General features: G+C 60.6%; 18 protein-coding genes. 12 read left to right on the top strand and 6 right to left on the bottom strand.

The features are described from left to right. The first annotated feature begins 14 nt into the window (after positions 1 to 14). Entirely contained in the window at positions 15 to 581 is a 567-nt protein-coding gene (locus BLR16_RS15240) for a DUF4136 domain-containing protein (RefSeq protein WP_072364973.1), read from the top strand. A gap of 84 nt (positions 582 to 665) precedes the next feature. On the opposite strand, the gene BLR16_RS15235 is transcribed toward BLR16_RS15240, so the two are convergent. The 3 genes from BLR16_RS15235 to BLR16_RS15225 are packed head-to-tail and all read right to left on the bottom strand — an operon-like array spanning position 666 to position 2,346. Continuing rightward, positions 666 to 1,256, bottom strand: coding sequence for an LON peptidase substrate-binding domain-containing protein (locus BLR16_RS15235; RefSeq protein ID WP_003431867.1), 591 nt, complete (start codon positions 1,254 to 1,256; stop codon positions 666 to 668). Between the two features lie 14 nt (positions 1,257 to 1,270). Then, complete coding sequence (locus BLR16_RS15230; RefSeq protein WP_003431868.1) at positions 1,271 to 1,987, bottom strand: LrgB family protein; 717 nt, start codon at positions 1,985 to 1,987, stop codon at positions 1,271 to 1,273. After that, the gene (locus BLR16_RS15225; RefSeq protein ID WP_003431869.1) at positions 1,984 to 2,346 is read right to left on the bottom strand and encodes a CidA/LrgA family protein; all 363 of its coding nucleotides are present in this window, start codon (positions 2,344 to 2,346) and stop codon (positions 1,984 to 1,986) included. The genes BLR16_RS15230 and BLR16_RS15225 overlap by 4 nt, the downstream gene beginning before the upstream one ends. A gap of 203 nt (positions 2,347 to 2,549) precedes the next feature. On the opposite strand from BLR16_RS15225, the gene BLR16_RS15220 reads away from it, so the two are divergent. The 3 genes from BLR16_RS15220 to BLR16_RS15210 all read left to right on the top strand — a co-directional run bounded on the left by BLR16_RS15220 (position 2,550) and on the right by BLR16_RS15210 (position 5,542). After that, positions 2,550 to 3,005, top strand: a complete 456-nt coding sequence (locus tag BLR16_RS15220) for a MaoC family dehydratase (protein WP_003366420.1) — start codon at positions 2,550 to 2,552, stop codon at positions 3,003 to 3,005. A gap of 140 nt (positions 3,006 to 3,145) precedes the next feature. Beyond that, positions 3,146 to 4,873: a C13 family peptidase gene (locus BLR16_RS15215; protein ID WP_003366418.1), complete on the top strand. Its 1,728-nt coding sequence runs from the start codon at positions 3,146 to 3,148 to the stop codon at positions 4,871 to 4,873. 27 nt (positions 4,874 to 4,900) lie between these two features. Further along, complete coding sequence (locus tag BLR16_RS15210; RefSeq protein ID WP_003431871.1) at positions 4,901 to 5,542, top strand: NAD(P)H-binding protein; 642 nt, start codon at positions 4,901 to 4,903, stop codon at positions 5,540 to 5,542. 119 nt (positions 5,543 to 5,661) lie between these two features. Here BLR16_RS15210 and BLR16_RS15205 read toward each other — a convergent pair whose 3' ends face one another. From BLR16_RS15205 to mpl, 3 genes are read right to left on the bottom strand one after another with little or no spacing between them, the layout of a single operon-like run. Beyond that, positions 5,662 to 5,946, bottom strand: a complete 285-nt coding sequence (locus BLR16_RS15205) for a YceK/YidQ family lipoprotein (RefSeq protein ID WP_074806852.1) — start codon at positions 5,944 to 5,946, stop codon at positions 5,662 to 5,664. Beyond that, on the bottom strand, positions 5,939 to 6,568 hold the full coding sequence (ubiX, locus tag BLR16_RS15200) for a flavin prenyltransferase UbiX (protein WP_003366410.1): 630 nt from the start codon (positions 6,566 to 6,568) through the stop codon (positions 5,939 to 5,941). Before ubiX ends, BLR16_RS15205 begins: the two co-directional genes overlap by 8 nt. Beyond that, positions 6,565 to 7,914: a UDP-N-acetylmuramate:L-alanyl-gamma-D-glutamyl-meso-diaminopimelate ligase gene (gene mpl / locus BLR16_RS15195; RefSeq protein ID WP_003414574.1), complete on the bottom strand. Its 1,350-nt coding sequence runs from the start codon at positions 7,912 to 7,914 to the stop codon at positions 6,565 to 6,567. The genes ubiX and mpl overlap by 4 nt, the downstream gene beginning before the upstream one ends. 225 nt (positions 7,915 to 8,139) lie before the next feature. Here mpl and BLR16_RS15190 point away from each other — a divergent pair, with 225 nt between their 5' ends. The 8 genes from BLR16_RS15190 to BLR16_RS15155 all read left to right on the top strand — a co-directional run bounded on the left by BLR16_RS15190 (position 8,140) and on the right by BLR16_RS15155 (position 16,341). Next, positions 8,140 to 9,660: an acetaldehyde dehydrogenase ExaC gene (locus BLR16_RS15190; protein WP_044310536.1), complete on the top strand. Its 1,521-nt coding sequence runs from the start codon at positions 8,140 to 8,142 to the stop codon at positions 9,658 to 9,660. Positions 9,661 to 9,997: 337 nt separating this feature from the next. Continuing rightward, positions 9,998 to 11,392, top strand: a complete 1,395-nt coding sequence (locus tag BLR16_RS15185; protein WP_074806849.1) for an ethanolamine ammonia-lyase subunit EutB — start codon at positions 9,998 to 10,000, stop codon at positions 11,390 to 11,392. Next, positions 11,389 to 12,252 (top strand): ethanolamine ammonia-lyase subunit EutC, encoded by an 864-nt coding sequence (gene eutC / locus BLR16_RS15180; RefSeq protein ID WP_074806846.1) that lies wholly within the window; start codon positions 11,389 to 11,391, stop codon positions 12,250 to 12,252. Before BLR16_RS15185 ends, eutC begins: the two co-directional genes overlap by 4 nt. Before the next feature lie 251 nt (positions 12,253 to 12,503). Beyond that, positions 12,504 to 13,151, top strand: a complete 648-nt coding sequence (locus BLR16_RS15175) for a DedA family protein (protein ID WP_003366404.1) — start codon at positions 12,504 to 12,506, stop codon at positions 13,149 to 13,151. A gap of 3 nt (positions 13,152 to 13,154) precedes the next feature. Further along, entirely contained in the window at positions 13,155 to 13,964 is an 810-nt protein-coding gene (locus tag BLR16_RS15170; RefSeq protein ID WP_074806842.1) for a M90 family metallopeptidase, read from the top strand. A gap of 110 nt (positions 13,965 to 14,074) precedes the next feature. Continuing rightward, positions 14,075 to 14,602: an inorganic diphosphatase gene (gene ppa / locus BLR16_RS15165; protein ID WP_003366402.1), complete on the top strand. Its 528-nt coding sequence runs from the start codon at positions 14,075 to 14,077 to the stop codon at positions 14,600 to 14,602. A 357-nt stretch (positions 14,603 to 14,959) separates the two neighbouring features. Beyond that, positions 14,960 to 15,691: a LexA family transcriptional regulator gene (locus tag BLR16_RS15160; protein ID WP_032609236.1), complete on the top strand. Its 732-nt coding sequence runs from the start codon at positions 14,960 to 14,962 to the stop codon at positions 15,689 to 15,691. Positions 15,692 to 16,098: 407 nt separating this feature from the next. After that, positions 16,099 to 16,341 carry a helix-turn-helix domain-containing protein gene (locus BLR16_RS15155; protein WP_003366400.1) on the top strand — a complete coding sequence of 81 codons (243 nt, stop codon included), beginning with the start codon at positions 16,099 to 16,101 and terminating at the stop codon, positions 16,339 to 16,341. Positions 16,342 to 16,368: the final 27 nt, after the last annotated feature.

The raw sequence follows: 16,368 nt of genomic DNA, 5'->3' as shown, positions 1-16,368 counted from the left end.
TTCGGAGAACTGCCATGTTTCGCCGTATCGTTCTGCTGACCTGTGCCGTGCTGCTGACGGCCTGTCAGAGCAACTCGATCAATCGCGACTTCGATGCCCAGCGGGATTTCGGCGGCTATCGCAGCTGGAGCTGGAAGGAGCCCGCCGTTCAGTATCAGCCTGACAATGATCCGCGGCTCAAGAGCGACCTGACCGAGCAGCGCCTTCGCCAGTCGGTCGGCGAACAGCTGGACCAGCGTGGTCTGCGCATGGCAACAGCCGGGGCCCGGCCGGATTTGAAAGTGCAGGCCTGGCTGATTGTCGAAAACCGTCAGCAGACGGTCAGCACCAACTATGGCGGGGGCTGGAACCCCTGGGGTGGTTATGGCTACTGGAACGGGCCGATGAACACCGAAACCCGCAGCGTCGACTACAAGGTCGGCACCGTGCAGATCGATATGTTCGACGGCAAGGACGGCAAACTGGTCTGGCGTGGAAGCACCGAGCGCATTCTCAACGACAATGCCGGCAGCCCGTCCGAACGCGATCAGGCCATGCGCACCACGGTGGCGAAAATTCTGGAGCAGTATCCACCGCGCTAACCGCAACTGACGTGCCGATGCGCTGCGTCGGCATGGCGATCCAGACACTTTGCTGCCCTGCGCAATGAACAGCGCGATCCGGGTTCAGGCCTGCAGATCGCCCTGCATTTCATCGAGCAATTCCTGAATCGCGTCGAGACGCTCTTCGGGATCGTCGATTTCCAGCAGTTCCACTTTGTCTTTTTCGGTGAACGGCAGCAGGTAGGCAAGCTGGTTGGACAACGCGTATTGCCCACCGGCAGACATGCCCATGTTCAAGGAAGCCACCATCGGATGCTCGGCCAGCGCTTCGAGCAGGGCCACGAGGTCAGCATCTTCCTCCTGCAACGGGCGCTCCACGGGCTCTTCCAGCCATTCAACCTCAGCCACCAACAGTTGATCGCGCTGAACCTCAGCGGCAACGACGCGGAAGCGACGCCCGCCGACGACCCGAATGCCCAGCAAGCCGTTCTCCTGCTGCTGAAAATCGGTAACCAGCGCTTCGCAGCCGATCAGCGAGTAGCCGCCCGGCACTGGGCCGATTTCACTTCCCTCGGTGATACACACCACACCGAACCCTTCCCCCTGCTTCATGCAGCGGCCGATCATGTCCAGGTAACGGGCTTCGAACAGCTGCAGATCAAGCACGCACCCCGGAAACAGCACAGCGTTCAGTGGAAACAATGGCAGCGTCATAGAAAAGCCTCCTTTTAAATGGCCAGCGACATTGCCAGCGGCAGGAACAACGCCGTCGCAACGCCCATCAGACTCATTGCCAACGCAGCAAAAGCCCCCGATTCCTCGCCCTCCTGCAATGCCACGGATGTGCCTACCGCATGTGCAGTGAGCCCCAGCGCCATGCCTCGGGCAGCAGGATTATCCACCCCGATCAGCGACAGCAGACCGGGGCCGAAAATGGCACCGAATACGCCAGTAATCAACACAAAAACCGCCGCCAGGGCGGCAACCCCGCCGATCTGCTCGGCGACCAGCATGGCAATGGGCGATGTCACCGACTTCGGTGCCATGGTCATCAGAATCATGTGGTCGGCACCGAACAGCACCCCGAAGCCCACGCACAGGCCGGTGGCAAACACCCCGCCGACTACCAGCGTAGTCAAGACCGGCCAGAACAACTGGCGGATCCGTCGCATATTCAGATAGAGCGGGACCGCCAGCGCGACGGTTGCAGGACCCAGCAGCGTGCCCAGAATCTCGGTGCTTTTGCGGTACTCGGTGTACTCAAGGTCGCAGAACAGCACGACCCCGATCACCACCACCATCGAGACCAGCACGGGCTGCAGAAACAGCCAGCGGGTTCTTTCGTAAGCAGCCATCGCCAGTTGATAGGCGCCCAGGGTGATCGCGATGCCGAAAAGCGGGTGATGAATCACCGATAGCCATGCACCGTGCCAGTCAAGACTCATGGCAACTCCCGGCGCTGAGCCTGACGCTTGATCAGGGTCTGCATCAGCCAGCCGACGAAGGTCACGGAAATCATCAGCGACAGGGTCAGCGTGCCGAAGATCGCCCAGAAGTCCTCGGCAATCGCCGACGCGTAAACCATCACCCCGACCGCAGGCGGCACCAGCAGCAACGGCAGATAGCGCAACAGACTGCTGGCAGCAGTGCTGATCGGCTCGCTGACTTCACCGCGCCACATCAGATAGCCCATTAACAGCACGAGGCCGATGATCGGCCCCGGCAAAATCGACAGAAAAAGATGGTTGAGCGCGGTCCCCAGCAATTGGAACAGCACCAGCCATGTCAAACCCCTTAACAGCATGAGGACTCCAGCAGATAAACGAACCCGGCGAACGATCGGCGTCATTATAAACACGCTGCGCCAGAGGTCATGAGTGGGTATTCGCATTGCCGCAGTTGCTTGACCGGGCAACCGCCCTCTGCTGATCTGGTCATTCGCCCGCAGGCATCAGCGGATGCGGGCAGTGGCAGCTCCATACCCCCTCATCAGACAAGGAGAGCGGCATGCCTTTTGTACCCGTCGAAGAGCTCAAACAATACATCGGCAAGGACGCAGTCTATTCAGACTGGCTGACCATCGATCAGCAGCGTATCAACCTGTTCGCCGACGCCACAGGGGATTTCCAGTTCATCCATGTCGACCCGGTCAAAGCAGCGCAGACCCCGTTCGGCACGACTATCGCACACGGCTTCCTGTCTTTGTCGCTGATCCCCAAGCTCATGGAGGGCATCATGGTACTGCCCGAAGGCTTGAAGATGGCGGTCAATTACGGGATGGACAGTGTGCGCTTCGTTCAACCGGTGACGGTCAACTCGCGGGTGCGCCTCAAGGTCCAATTGACCGGCGTAAGCGAGAAAAAACCCGGTCAGTGGTTGCTCAAGGCAATGGCCACACTGGAGATAGAAGGTCAGGAAAAACCCGCTTTTGTGGCCGAGCCTTTAACGCTGTGTTTCGTATAAGGCGTTTAAAACATGAAACAGTCGTAACAGACTGTTTCATCCCGCTGACCCGCTGCGGCATACTCCCCTGCGGTCGTGCCCCCTAACATCTGCTCAAGCGGAGCCGGGCTCGCCCCTGAATCATTCTTCCGGGATCTCACATGCGCGCGCTCGCTCCATTGGCTTTGACACTCTTGATCGCAGGTTGCGGTGATGGCGAATCAATTTTGCCGCCAGACGGCCGCCTGCCCGACGGCGGACGCTACCGGGGCGATCTGGTCAATGGCGTTCTACAGGGCCAGGGCCGCATCGATTACCCCAACGGCAGTTGGTACGCAGGTCAGTTCGAAAACGGCCTGCGTCAAGGTCAGGGCGAATGGCACTCCAGCACCGGCGACGTCTACAAGGGTGGCTTCGAGCAAGGTCTGTTCAATGGCCAGGGCCGCCTGACCACCCGCGCTGGCGCGAGTTATGTCGGCAACTTCAAGCTTGGCATGCGCGACGGCGAAGGCACCCAGAAAGACAAGGGCGTGCTTTACCGTGGCCAGTTCAAGGCCGGCGTGTACGACGGGCCCGGTCGCCTGGAGCTGGAAGACGGCAGCCAGCATCAGGGCATGTTCGCCAATGGCAAGGCCAATGGCGAGGGTTCGCGCAGCGACGCCAGCGGCAACCAGTACAGCGGCAATTTCATCGACGGACAATTGCAGGGCACCGGCAGCTTCACCAGCGCTGACGGCGATCAATACGTCGGTAATTTCCACAACAGCCAGCTGGATGGCAAGGGTCGCTACGAAAACAGTGACGGCGACGTCTGGAGCGGTGAATTCAAGGAAGGCGCGCTGACCGGCAAAGGCGAGTTGATCGGCTCTGACGGCAGCCGCTATCAGGGTGATTTCGACAACTGGCGCTTCATGGGTCAGGGCCAGTTGCTGCTGGCCGATGGCAGCCGTTACATCGGCCAGTTTGCCGATGACACTTACCAGGGCGACGGTGTGCTGATTTCCGCCGATGGCAAGGAGCAGCGCGGCATCTGGGCCAATGGTCAGCGGATCCGTGATGCCAAAGGCAAATTGCTGCCGGACCCACTTGAAGCAGGGCTGCTGGTCCAGGGTTCGCTGCTGGACAAGGCACTGGCAGCCGTGCCGGCGTCGACACCCGCTACCGAGCTGTACACGCTCGTGGTAGGTGGCGACGGCAAGCAGAGCGTGTTCATGCGCGAGGCGGACTACGTGAGCAATCTACTCAAGTCGCGTTTCGGGGCCGTCGGACAGGTCAGCCTGGTCAATCATCGCGATCACATGGACGACCGGCCGATGGCGACGCGTGAAACCATCACCCGCGCAGTGCAGACACTCGCCCAGCGCACCGGCCCGGAAGATCTGGTGTTCATTTACCTGACCAGCCACGGCACTCAGGATCATGAACTGGTGCTCGACCAGCCGCGCCTGTCGCTGGCAGACCTGCCCGCCGACGCCCTGGCAGCAGCCCTCGCGCCATTGAAGAACCGTGACAAGGTCGTGGTGATTTCAGCCTGTTATTCGGGCGGGTTCATTCCCGACCTGAAAGATGAGCGCACGCTGATCATGACCGCCTCGCGCGCCGACCGTGTCTCGTTCGGCTGCTCGGAAGAAGCGGACTTCACTTATTTTGGCGATGCACTATTTGCCAGGGCATTGGTCGAAACCGATGACCTGCAACACGCTTTCAACGAAGCGAAGGCCTATGTTGCGCAACGTGAGACCGAAGACAACTTCGAAGCCTCCGAACCGCAGATATGGGCACCCAAAGGAGTCCTGGCGCGCTGGCAGCAGTTGCGCAAGAGCCAGGCCGAACGCGCGTTGAGTACGGCGTTGAACCGCACGGAAGCGAAGACTTCGACTAGCCGCTAGGCTTATGTGTATTAAGGGAGAAGCCACATGTACCTGACGCCGCAACACATCCTGCTCGCAGGAGCCACAGGCCTTACAGGCGAGCATTTGCTGGACCGGCTGCTCAGCGAGCCGACCGTCAGCCGCGTGTTGGCACCGACCCGCAAGCCGCTGGCCGAGCACTCGCACCTGGAAAACCCGATCGGCGAGCTGGCGACCTTGCTGCCAACGCTGTCCGGCCGGGTGGACATCGCATTCTGTTGCCTGGGCACCACGATCAAACAGGCCGGTTCACAGGAAGCCTTCAAGGCCGTCGATCTGGACATGGTCACGGCGTTCGCCAGCCGCGCCCGCGAACTCGGTGCTCGCCACTTGCTGGTGATCAGCGCAGTCGGCGCAGACCCGGCGTCCAGTACCTTTTACAACCGTGTCAAAGGCGAAATGGAACAGGCGCTTCGCGCGCAAGGCTGGCCGCAACTGACCATCGCCCGCCCTTCCCTGCTGGTGGGCAGCCGTCCTGAAACCCGCTGGGTCGAGCAACTGGCGGCACCTATCGCCAAACTGATCCCCGGCAAATACGGCGCCATCGAAGCCTGCCAACTGGCCCGCGCCCTGTGGCGGCTGGCGCTGGAAGAGCAGAACGGCGAACGGATCGTCGAATCGGATGAGCTGCGCAAGCTGGGCAAGTAGGTGATGATCGCCGGGGCCCAGCGCTGATCGTTCCCGCGCTCCGCGTGGGAATGCAGTCCGTGACGCTCTGCGTCACCCAAGGGAGCCTTACCCGATAGCCCAGGTGTCGCTCCGCCCCCCTAAAGCCCGCCTGTAGCCTGAACCCCCAGTCCCGCCGCGGTCAGCAATGACAGTGGCAGCAGCAGGGTGTCGAGCAGCGCACTGCCAGGCAGGTCCAGGCCCGGGTAGCTGGGAGCGTCTGCGCCGAATCGGTCGGAGGCACAGCAACCACCCTGCAGCGCGTACATATTCAACCGCGTACCGGCATACACCACCGGCGCACCAGGTTTGGCCGCATTGAGCGTGCGTGCCGTTGCGCATCCGGTCAGCGCCAGCGCAAGCGCTACCAGCAGCAGCTTATTCATCGCCGCCAATATGGTGCTCGCCCCAGCGCGGCAACATGTCCTGAGGAATATTCAGCAGGTTGAGGATCCGCGCGACGATAAAGTCCACCAGGTCGTCGATGGTCTGCGGCTGGTGATAAAAGCCGGGAGACGCAGGCAGAATCACTGCGCCCATGTTCGACAGCTTGAGCATGTGTTCCAGATGAATGCTGGAATACGGCGCTTCGCGCGGCACCAGAATCAACTGGCGCCGCTCTTTCAGCGTGACGTCAGCGGCGCGCTCGATCAGATTGTTGCAAGCCCCGGTGGCAATCGCCGACAGCGAACCGGTGGAACACGGCACCACCACCATCGCGCTGGGCGCACCCGAGCCGGAAGCCACTGGCGACATCCAGTCATCGCGTCCATAGACGCGAATCTGCCCGGCAGACGCACCGGTGTACTCCGTCAGAAACGCCTGCATCATCATCGCCTTGGGCGGCAGGCGCACGTCGGTCTCGGTGGCCATCACCAGTTGCGCCGCCTTGGAGATCAGGAAATGTACTTCCCGGTCCTCACGCACCAGACAATCCAGCAGGCGCAGGCCATATTGCGCGCCTGATGCACCGGTCATGGCGACGGTGACGCGCTCCGGGCCGCTCATTGCAACGCCTCCGCCAGTTTGCCATGCAGACCGCCAAAGCCGCCGTTGCTCATGATCACAATGTGCGTGCCGGGCTGCGCCTGGCTTTTGACCTGGGCGATGATTGCCTCGAGGGAATCACAGACCAACGCCGGCACAGTGCCTCCCGCGACTGTTGCCGCCAGGTCCCAGCCCAGATTGGGGGGCGCATACCAGACCACCTGATCCGCCTGACTCACGCTTTCCCGCAGGCCTTCGCGATGCGCGCCAAGCTTCATCGAGTTGGAGCGCGGCTCGATGACTGCAATGATCGACGCATCACCGACCTTTTTGCGCAGGCCGTCCAGCGTGGTGGCGATGGCCGTGGGGTGATGAGCGAAGTCATCATAAATCGTGATGCCGCGCACGTCGGCCACCTTTTCCATACGCCGTTTGACGCTCTTGAATGCACTGAGCGCCTGCACACCCAGCAGCGGCACCACGCCAACATGGCGAGCGGCTGCCAGCGTCGCCAGGGCGTTTGCTACGTTGTGCTGACCGGTCATGTCCCAGTCGACGGTGCCTTGAAGCTCGCCTTCGAACAGCACTTCAAAGCGCGAGCCGTCTTCGCTCAACAGTCGTGCCTGCCACTGACCGTTCTGGCCTGTGGTCTGTACCGGCGTCCAGCAGCCCATCTCGATGACCCGCGACAACGCCGGCTCGGTAGTCGGATGGATCACCAGGCCTTCGCTCGGGATAGTACGCAACAGATGGTGAAACTGGCGTTCGATGGCCGGCAGATCGGGGAAGATGTCGGCATGATCGAACTCAAGATTGTTGAGGATCGCTGTCCGTGGGCGGTAGTGAACGAACTTGGAGCGTTTGTCGAAAAACGCGCTGTCGTACTCATCGGCCTCGACCACAAAGAACGGGGTCTCGCCCAGACGCGCCGACACGGCGAAGTTCTGCGGGATGCCGCCGATCAGGAAGCCGGGGCTCATGCCCGCGTGTTCCAGCACCCAGGCCAGCATGCTGCTGGTGGTGGTCTTGCCGTGCGTGCCGGCCACGGCCAGCACCCAGCGGCCTTGCAGCACATGGTCCGCCAGCCACTGCGGGCCAGACACATACGGCAAACCGGTGTTGAGCACATATTCAACCGCAGGGTTGCCACGCGACAGCGCGTTGCCGACCACTACCAGGTCCGGCGCGGGAATCAGTTGCACGGGATCATAGCCTTGGGTCAGCTCGATGCCCTGCGCCTGGAGCTGGGTGCTCATCGGTGGATAGACATTGGCGTCGGAGCCCGTGACCCGGTGCCCCAACTCTTTGGCGAGCACCGCCAGAGACCCCATGAACGTGCCGCAGATACCAAGGATATGAATATGCATGACCAACCTCTCAGAACATCTGCGCAGGTTAACGTAGGGACGGTGAAATGGCACCCTGAGTTTGTCCGTCGTCTCGCGCGCGCAAGCCATTTCAATGCCAGGCAGATAAGCCTAAAGTCCTAGGCACGGCCGAATGCAAATGGCCTATTCTTGAACGCTTATTGCCAGATACCCGAAAGCAGAATCGACACAGACTCCCTCACAACAAGAACCAGGAGACATACCATGCGTTACGCTCATCCCGGTACCGAAGGCGCTATCGTCAACTTCAAGGAACGCTACGGTAACTACATCGGCGGCGAGTTCGTCGCACCGGTGAAAGGCCAGTATTTCACCAACACCTCGCCGGTCACCGGCAAGGCCATTGCAGAATTTCCGCGCTCCACCGCCGAAGACATCGACAAGGCACTCGACGCTGCGCACGCCGCCGCTGCGGCCTGGGGCTCGACCTCGGTGCAGGCACGCTCGCTGGTCCTGCTGAAGATTGCCGATCGCATCGAAGCCAATCTGGAAGTCCTGGCCATCACCGAAACCTGGGACAACGGCAAGGCAATCCGCGAAACCCTCAACGCCGATATTCCGCTGGCCGCCGACCATTTCCGCTACTTCGCCGGCGTGCTGCGTGCGCAGGAAGGCAGCGCCGCCGAAATCGACGGCAATACCGTGGCCTATCACATTCATGAGCCGCTGGGCGTGGTCGGGCAGATCATCCCGTGGAACTTCCCGCTCCTGATGGCCGCCTGGAAACTCGCCCCTGCGCTGGCTGCCGGTAATTGTATCGTGCTCAAACCTGCCGAGCAGACGCCGCTGGGCATCAGCGTGCTGATCGAACTGATCGGCGACCTGCTGCCTCCCGGCGTGCTGAACATCGTGCAGGGTTATGGCCGCGAAGCGGGTGAAGCGCTGGCCAGCAGCAAACGCATCGCCAAAATCGCCTTTACCGGCTCGACACCGGTCGGCTCACACATCATGAAACTGGCGGCGGACAACATCATCCCGTCCACCGTGGAACTGGGCGGCAAGTCGCCGAACATCTTCTTCGAAGACATCATGAGCGCCGAGCCGGAGTTCATCGACAAGGCCGCCGAAGGCCTGGTGCTGGCGTTCTTCAATCAGGGCGAAGTCTGCACCTGCCCGTCTCGCGCGCTGGTGCAGGAGTCGATCTATCCGCAGTTCATGGAAGCGGTGATGCGCAAGGTCGAGAAGATCAAACGCGGCGACCCGCTGGACACCGACACCATGGTCGGCGCGCAGGCATCCGAGCAACAATTCGACAAGATTCTTTCGTACCTGGACATCGCCAAGGGCGAAGGTGCCGAACTGTTGACCGGCGGCAAAGTGGAGAAGCTGGAGGGCAACCTGTCCACTGGCTACTACATTCAGCCGACGCTGCTCAAAGGCAACAATAAAATGCGCGTGTTCCAGGAAGAGATCTTCGGCCCAGTGGTCAGCGTCACGACCTTCAAGGACGAAGCAGAAGCCGTGGCCATCGCCAACGATACCGAGTTCGGTCTGGGCGCAGGCCTGTGGACCCGCGACATCAACCGCGCCTACCGCGTGGGCCGTGCGATCAAGGCCGGACGCGTGTGGACCAACTGCTACCACCTGTACCCGGCACACGCCGCGTTCGGTGGCTACAAGAAATCCGGCGTCGGCCGCGAAACCCACAAAATCGCGCTTGAGCATTATCAACAGACCAAAAACCTGCTGGTGAGCTACGACACCAATCCGCTGGGTTTCTTCTAGCACCCGCCCGCGATATGACGCAAAGCGTCACGAACTGCATGCCAACGCGGAGCATTGGCACGATAGTCGTCTCAAGATGTTTATCGCTCCCGCGCACTGCGCGATAGTCATCTCAAAAACATCGCGCACCAACCCTGTGCATCGCGCCCTGGCCCACCGCCCTGGCGTGATGCATCTTTGCTCTGAATCCTCCGTTCATGGTTGCAAACTCGCACTCCCGGCCAGGATGGAGTATTAATTGCTTGCATCGCTTCCCACAGTCGTTTGAACCGGGACGTATCCGTTTCAGCGAAAGACTACGTCCGACGCAAGCAGCGCGACGTCATGGAGAATCTGTATGGCGAGCTTTTCCCATTCTGTCGGTGCGCAGACGTACCGCTTCGACAGCCTCAAAGAAGTTATGGCCAAGGCCAGTCCTGCGCGCTCCGGCGACTATCTGGCCGAAGTCGCGGCGCAGAACGACGGCGAGCGAGTCGCCGCGCAGATGGCGCTGGCGAACATTCCGCTCAAGCACTTTCTTGAAGAAGCCCTGATCCCTTACGAACGGGACGAAGTTACCCGGCTGATCATCGACACCCACGACAAACTGGCGTTTGCCCCGGTCAGTCATCTGACAGTCGGCGGCTTTCGCGACTGGCTGCTCAGCGACAAGGCCGACGAAACCAGTCTGCGCGCGCTGGCTCCCGGCCTGACCCCGGAAATGGCCGCTGCCGTTTCAAAGATCATGCGCGTGCAGGATCTGGTGCTGGTGGCGCAGAAAATCCGCGTGGTGACACGCTTCCGTAACACCATGGGCCTGCGCGGCCGGCTGTCGACACGCCTGCAACCCAATCACCCCACCGACGACCCGTCCGGCATTGCCGCCAGCGTGCTCGACGGCCTGCTGTACGGTAACGGCGATGCCATGATCGGCATCAACCCGGCCACTGACAGCACCTCGTCCATCGTTGCTCTGCTGGAAATGCTCGACGCCATTGTCCAGCGCTATGAAATCCCCACGCAATCCTGCGTGCTGACCCACGTCACCACCTCGATTGAAGTGATCAACCGTGGCGTACCGGTCGATCTGGTGTTTCAGTCGATCACCGGCACTGAAGCCGCCAACGCCAGCTTCGGCATCAGTCTCAAGCTGTTGCAGGAAGGCTATGAAGCGGGCCTGAGCCTGAACCGCGGCACCCTCGGGCAAAACCTGATGTATTTCGAGACCGGGCAAGGCAGCGCGCTGTCGGCCAACGCGCACCATGGCATCGACCAGCAGACCTGCGAGACCCGCGCCTATGCCGTCGCCCGGCATTTCAATCCGTTTCTGGTCAACACCGTGGTCGGTTTCATCGGCCCCGAGTACCTGTACAACGGCAAACAGATCATCCGCGCCGGTCTGGAGGATCACTTCTGCGGCAAACTGCTGGGCGTACCGATGGGCTGTGACATCTGCTACACCAACCACGCAGAGGCCGATCAGGACGACATGGACACTCTGCTGACATTGCTGGGCGTCGCGGGGATCAACTTCATCATGGGCATTCCCGGCTCCGACGACATCATGCTCAACTACCAGACCACCTCGTTCCACGACGCGCTGTACGCCAGGCAAAGCCTGGGCCTGCGTCCTGCACCGGAATACGAAGCCTGGCTGGAGAAAATGGGCATCTTCACCCAGGCCGACGGTCGTGTGCGCTTCGGCGACAGCCTGCCGCCTGCCTTCCGTCAGGCGCTGGCGCATCTAGTATGAGTGACGAGCCGATGAACGAACTACAAGACAGCGCCGCCCCCACCAATCCCTGGCTGGAACTGCGCCGCCTGACCCCTGCGCGTATTGCGCTGGGTCGTACCGGCACCAGCCTGCCGACCTCTGCGCAACTGGACTTTCAAGCCGCTCATGCGCAGGCACGCGACGCGGTGCATCTGGCCTTCGACCATGCCGCGATCAGCGCACAACTGACCGAAAAAGGTCGTGAAACCCTGTTGCTGCACAGCGCCGCGGTCGACCGGGACAGCTACCTGCAGCGCCCGGACCTGGGCCGTCGCCTGAATGACGAATCAGCGCAGACGTTGCGTGACTATGCTGCGGCTCATCCGGGCGGTCTTGATCTGGCGGTAGTGGTAGCCGACGGTCTGTCCGCCCTGGCGGTGCATCGGCATGCGGTGCCTTTCCTCATTCGCCTGGAAGAACAGGCCAGTGCCGAGGGCTGGTCGCTGTCGCCAGTGATCATGGTCGAACAGGGCCGCGTCGCGGTGGCCGATGAGGTCGGCGAACTGCTCGGTGCGAAGATGGTGGTCATTCTGATCGGCGAGCGCCCCGGTCTCAGCTCCCCGGACAGTCTGGGCCTGTACTTCACCTACGCGCCAAAGGTCGGGCTGAACGACGCGCACCGCAACTGTATTTCCAATGTGCGCCTGGAAGGCTTGAGCTACGGCATGGCCGCTCATCGGCTGCTGTACCTGATGCGCGAGGCCTGCAGGCGGCAGATTTCCGGGGTCAATCTGAAGGACGAAGCTGAGCTGCAGATTCTGGAATCAGACGGCACTGATGATCATTCAGAAAAACCCATCGGCAACTTCCTGCTCGACGGTCCTGCAGCGCCGCATTAGGCCCCATGCAGGCTTATGCCATTCCAAGCCGCCGGGTCGATTCGCGTAATCAGCCCGGCGTATGGCATCAGCCCGGATGAACGTTGCGGCCTGTTCATCCCTTCTGAAGACGTACCGCTCCCCCCCCCCATTCAACCCCGCCGCTTATTCCGAAGCCCCTTCTGCGCATTCTGCTTCTATAATGCCGCGCATACGCACAGTCGTTTCTTCCGCATGCGACCCCGGACAGGGTTCTCGCCTCAGGTGCTTTAATGGAATTCAACCCGCTCGACCTTATTCTGCATCTCGACGTTTACCTTGACCTGTTGGTGACCAACTACGGCACATGGGTTTACGCGATTCTGTTTCTGGTGATTTTCTGCGAGACCGGGCTGGTGATCATGCCCTTCCTGCCGGGCGACTCGCTGCTGTTCATCGCTGGCGCCGTGGCTGCCGGTGGCGGCATGGACCCGGTCCTGCTGGCCGGGTTGCTGATGCTCGCAGCGATTCTGGGCGACAGCACCAACTACGTGATTGGCCGCACGGTTGGCGAAAAACTGTTCAGCAATTCGTCATCGCGCATCTTCCGCCGCGACTACCTGCTGCGTACCCAGGATTTTTACGCACGCCACGGCGGCAAGACCGTCACGCTGGCGCGCTTCCTGCCGATTATCCGCACCTTCGCGCCATTCGTGGCCGGTGTGGGCAGGATGTCCTATCCGCGCTTCGTGGGCTTCAGCGTGCTGGGTTCGGTGCTGTGGGTCGGCAGTCTGGTGACCCTGGGCTTCTTCTTCGGCAACGTGCCATTCATCAAGCACAACCTGACCTTCCTGGTACTGGCAATCATCCTGCTGTCACTGGTGCCGATGGTCATCGGCGTGGTGCGCAGCCGCACCGCGCGTCCGGTCGACGCGCGCTGAACCATGTGGTCATTCAGCCACTGGCGCAGGCAGCGCACGCTGGCCCGACACCCGGTTGCTGAAGAACTATGGCAGAACGTCTGCGCACGTCTGCCGATCCTTGATGGCCTGAGCAGCGGGCAACACGCGCAACTGCGTGACGCCTGCGTGCTGTTTCTGCATGACAAACACCTCAGCGCACTGCCGGGCGTTGATCTGGATGACGAACAACGGCTGGTCCTCGCCGCCCAGGCGCAACTGCCGCTGCTGAACCTGGGCGAACTGAACTGGTATCAGGGTTTTCATGAAATCGTGTTGTACCCCGACGACTTCGTCAGCCCGCAGCGCCATCGCGATGCCAGCGGCGTCGAACACGAGTGGGATGGCGAGCACAGTGGCGAGGCCTGGCTGCAGGGCCCGGTGATTCTGGCCTTGCCCGGCGTATTGAGCAGCGGCGACTGGGACGGCTACAACCTGGTGATCCATGAACTGGCGCACAAGCTCGACATGCTCAACGGCGACGCCAATGGCCTGCCGCCGCTGCACAGCGATATGCAGGTGACCGAATGGGCTCGCGTCATGCAAAGCGCGTTCGATGATCTCAACCGGCAACTGGACCACAACCCCGACGCCGAGCCCGCCATCGATCCCTATGCCGCCGAAGACCCCGCCGAATTCTTCGCCGTGACCAGCGAATACTTCTTCAGCGCACCCGATCTGCTGCACAGCAGTTACCCGGCAGTCTACGAACAACTGAAAGCGTTCTACCGCCAGGACACCCTGGCGCGGCTCGGCCTGCTGCGTCAACAGGACCCGGCTTACCGGGACAGCTGACGGCCGCCAAGGCCATGCGTGGCAACCAAAACAGAATATGCCTATAATCCGGACCACTTTATGGCGGTTCGCGCCACAATCTGTCTGGTCAACTAGGGGGGCAATGCCCAATGAGCTACAGCAAGATTCCGGCGGGTAAAGACCTGCCGAACGACATCTACGTCGCGATCGAAATCCCGGCCAACCACGCGCCGATCAAATACGAAATCGACAAAGATTCCGATTGCCTGTTCGTTGACCGTTTCATGGCCACCCCAATGTTCTACCCGGCCAACTACGGTTTCATCCCCAACACCCTGGCTGACGACGGCGACCCGCTGGACGTGCTGGTGGTAACCCCATACCCGGTTACTCCAGGCTCGGTTATCCGCGCACGCCCGGTCGGCATCCTGCACATGACTGACGACGGCGGCGGCGATGCCAAAGTTATCGCGGTGCCACACGACAAGCTGTCCCAGCTGTACGTCGACGTGAAAGAGTACACCGATCTGCCGCCGCTGCTGCTGGAGCAAATCAAGCACTTCTTCGAGAACTACAAGGATCTCGAAAAAGGCAAATGGGTGAAGATCGAAGGTTGGGGCAACGCTGACGCTGCCCGCGCCGAGATCACCAAATCGGTTGCGGCCTTCAAAGGCTGATCACCGATCTGGCGTTTCAGGGCGCGAACACCCGTGCCCTGAAACACGCTCCCCCCCCCTCCTCGCTGCACCTCCCCGCACACCTCTCTTGCTGAAATGAAATCACCCGTTTTTTTGCAGCACGCACGTTTAAAAATGCGCCCGCCTTTTAGACATTCAATGAACAGTTCGTTAATGCCCGTATAGCGGGGGTAAACGCGCAATACCTCGTTTAGCGCCAAAAGCGCTATTACGGAATCCACCTACACGACATTCATTCCATCCGTAGTCCGGATAGCCACGCCCACCCTGGGATAACGTCGACGTCAACACCTCGTTCATTTAAACGCCCAGACGACGCCCGTAGACTTCGCCACTATGAATACATCAGGTGATCGACTCCGCATCCTCCTTCGGGAGTGCCATCTCACAGCGACTGATTTTGCCGCCAACCGCAAAATCACGCCGCAACACGTCAATAACTGGTTCAAGCGTGGCGTGCCCATGGCGCGGATTGACGAGGTGGCTGAACTGTTGACCGTTAACGCCCGCTGGCTGCGCACCGGCGAAGGCCCCAAACACCCTAACGAATGCGCCAATGAAAACACCGGCGGCAATACCCGCGTCATCATTCATCAGGCCAGAAACGTGTCGCGCGGCGACGTGGAAATCCAGATTTTCATGGAAGCGGAATCCACCCAAGGCCTCGGCAAGACCGTCCTCGCCGAAGCCCCCGGACAGAAAATCCGCCTGCCCCTGCAAGTCCTGCAGAACATGGGCATCGACCCGAAAAACTGCATGTGCGTCGCCATGGTCGGCAACAGCATGGCCGACAAGATCCAGGACGGCTCGATCCTCGGCGTCGACCGCGAACTGACCCAGGTCATCGACGGCGAAATCTACGCCCTCGAACACGGCGGCATCCTGCGCGTCCGCTACCTCTACCGCCTGCCCAACGGCGGCCTACGCCTGCGCAGCCACAACGACGCCGAATACCCGGACGAACTGTTCAGCGCCGAAGACATCGACCGGGAGAAAATACGGATTCTGGGCTGGATATTCTGGTGGTCGACCCTGAACAGCCGACGCAATGCCATGCTGCTGTTATGAGGTGTTTACGGCTGAAAGGCATTCGGGCTGGGCATGGGAGGCGAAGTTCAGTATCCTGTTCGCCATCCAGAGCACCTGACGCAGTCATGCGATGCGGTGTTTGAACGGGGCATGTGATCCGTTTGCCCTGTTGTCTATTCGCGCTTCTTCAAGAGGCGTACCTGTTGAAGGCGATTGCGGTCTATCAAAAATAGATCAGAACCGCCTACGAGAAGCCGGCCACAAGCCGGCTTTTTAATGTCTGCTGCTTTCTTCCTGCGGCTGGGCAGTGGATATCATCTGCTTGAGAAGCTTCCCGCCAAATCAGCCGCTGGCAGCACCTTGCTGGTTGTCCCGGTCGAAACCCACTTTAGGATAATCCCAAGTCAGGTTTATTCAGGTAACCGGACTATTAGAGGGTTTGCCAAGTGAAAACCATCCATAACGCTCGCTATCAGGTGTTGCTTGATCTTTTGCTGGAAGCGTGCAACGCAGCCGGTATGACGCAAAAAGAATTAGCGGTCCGGCTAGGGCGACCGCATTCGTTTGTCTCAAAGACAGAGAATGCCGAGCGCAGGCTCGATGTCATTGAGTTCATGGATGTCTGTCGGGGGATCGGGACTGATCCGTACATGTTGCTCAGCAAGCTGGACTCGATGACTCGCCCATGATCGACAATCGCGAAGCTTTGCTGGATG

The organism is Pseudomonas sp. BS3767 (assembly GCF_900099665.1).
In the GTDB taxonomy this organism is placed as follows: domain Bacteria; phylum Pseudomonadota; class Gammaproteobacteria; order Pseudomonadales; family Pseudomonadaceae; genus Aquipseudomonas; species Aquipseudomonas cerasi.
This window is presented reverse-complemented; position numbering and strand designations above follow the sequence as displayed.

What these genes read in the sequence shown, in the direction of transcription:
- ubiX (WP_003366410.1), bottom strand. Translation starts at nt 6,568, where the DNA reads ATGAGCGGCCCGGAGCGCGTCACCGTCGCCATGACCGGTGCATCAGGC.
- BLR16_RS15160 (WP_032609236.1), top strand. Translation starts at nt 14,960, where the DNA reads ATGAATACATCAGGTGATCGACTCCGCATCCTCCTTCGGGAGTGCCAT.
- BLR16_RS15230 (WP_003431868.1), bottom strand. Translation starts at nt 1,987, where the DNA reads ATGAGTCTTGACTGGCACGGTGCATGGCTATCGGTGATTCATCACCCG.
- BLR16_RS15170 (WP_074806842.1), top strand. Translation starts at nt 13,155, where the DNA reads ATGTGGTCATTCAGCCACTGGCGCAGGCAGCGCACGCTGGCCCGACAC.
- mpl (WP_003414574.1), bottom strand. Translation starts at nt 7,914, where the DNA reads ATGCATATTCATATCCTTGGTATCTGCGGCACGTTCATGGGGTCTCTG.
- BLR16_RS15240 (WP_072364973.1), top strand. Translation starts at nt 15, where the DNA reads ATGTTTCGCCGTATCGTTCTGCTGACCTGTGCCGTGCTGCTGACGGCC.
- BLR16_RS15190 (WP_044310536.1), top strand. Translation starts at nt 8,140, where the DNA reads ATGCGTTACGCTCATCCCGGTACCGAAGGCGCTATCGTCAACTTCAAG.
- BLR16_RS15220 (WP_003366420.1), top strand. Translation starts at nt 2,550, where the DNA reads ATGCCTTTTGTACCCGTCGAAGAGCTCAAACAATACATCGGCAAGGAC.
- ppa (WP_003366402.1), top strand. Translation starts at nt 14,075, where the DNA reads ATGAGCTACAGCAAGATTCCGGCGGGTAAAGACCTGCCGAACGACATC.
- BLR16_RS15175 (WP_003366404.1), top strand. Translation starts at nt 12,504, where the DNA reads ATGGAATTCAACCCGCTCGACCTTATTCTGCATCTCGACGTTTACCTT.
- BLR16_RS15185 (WP_074806849.1), top strand. Translation starts at nt 9,998, where the DNA reads ATGGCGAGCTTTTCCCATTCTGTCGGTGCGCAGACGTACCGCTTCGAC.
- BLR16_RS15215 (WP_003366418.1), top strand. Translation starts at nt 3,146, where the DNA reads ATGCGCGCGCTCGCTCCATTGGCTTTGACACTCTTGATCGCAGGTTGC.
- eutC (WP_074806846.1), top strand. Translation starts at nt 11,389, where the DNA reads ATGAGTGACGAGCCGATGAACGAACTACAAGACAGCGCCGCCCCCACC.
- BLR16_RS15235 (WP_003431867.1), bottom strand. Translation starts at nt 1,256, where the DNA reads ATGACGCTGCCATTGTTTCCACTGAACGCTGTGCTGTTTCCGGGGTGC.
- BLR16_RS15205 (WP_074806852.1), bottom strand. Translation starts at nt 5,946, where the DNA reads ATGAATAAGCTGCTGCTGGTAGCGCTTGCGCTGGCGCTGACCGGATGC.
- BLR16_RS15210 (WP_003431871.1), top strand. Translation starts at nt 4,901, where the DNA reads ATGTACCTGACGCCGCAACACATCCTGCTCGCAGGAGCCACAGGCCTT.
- BLR16_RS15225 (WP_003431869.1), bottom strand. Translation starts at nt 2,346, where the DNA reads ATGCTGTTAAGGGGTTTGACATGGCTGGTGCTGTTCCAATTGCTGGGG.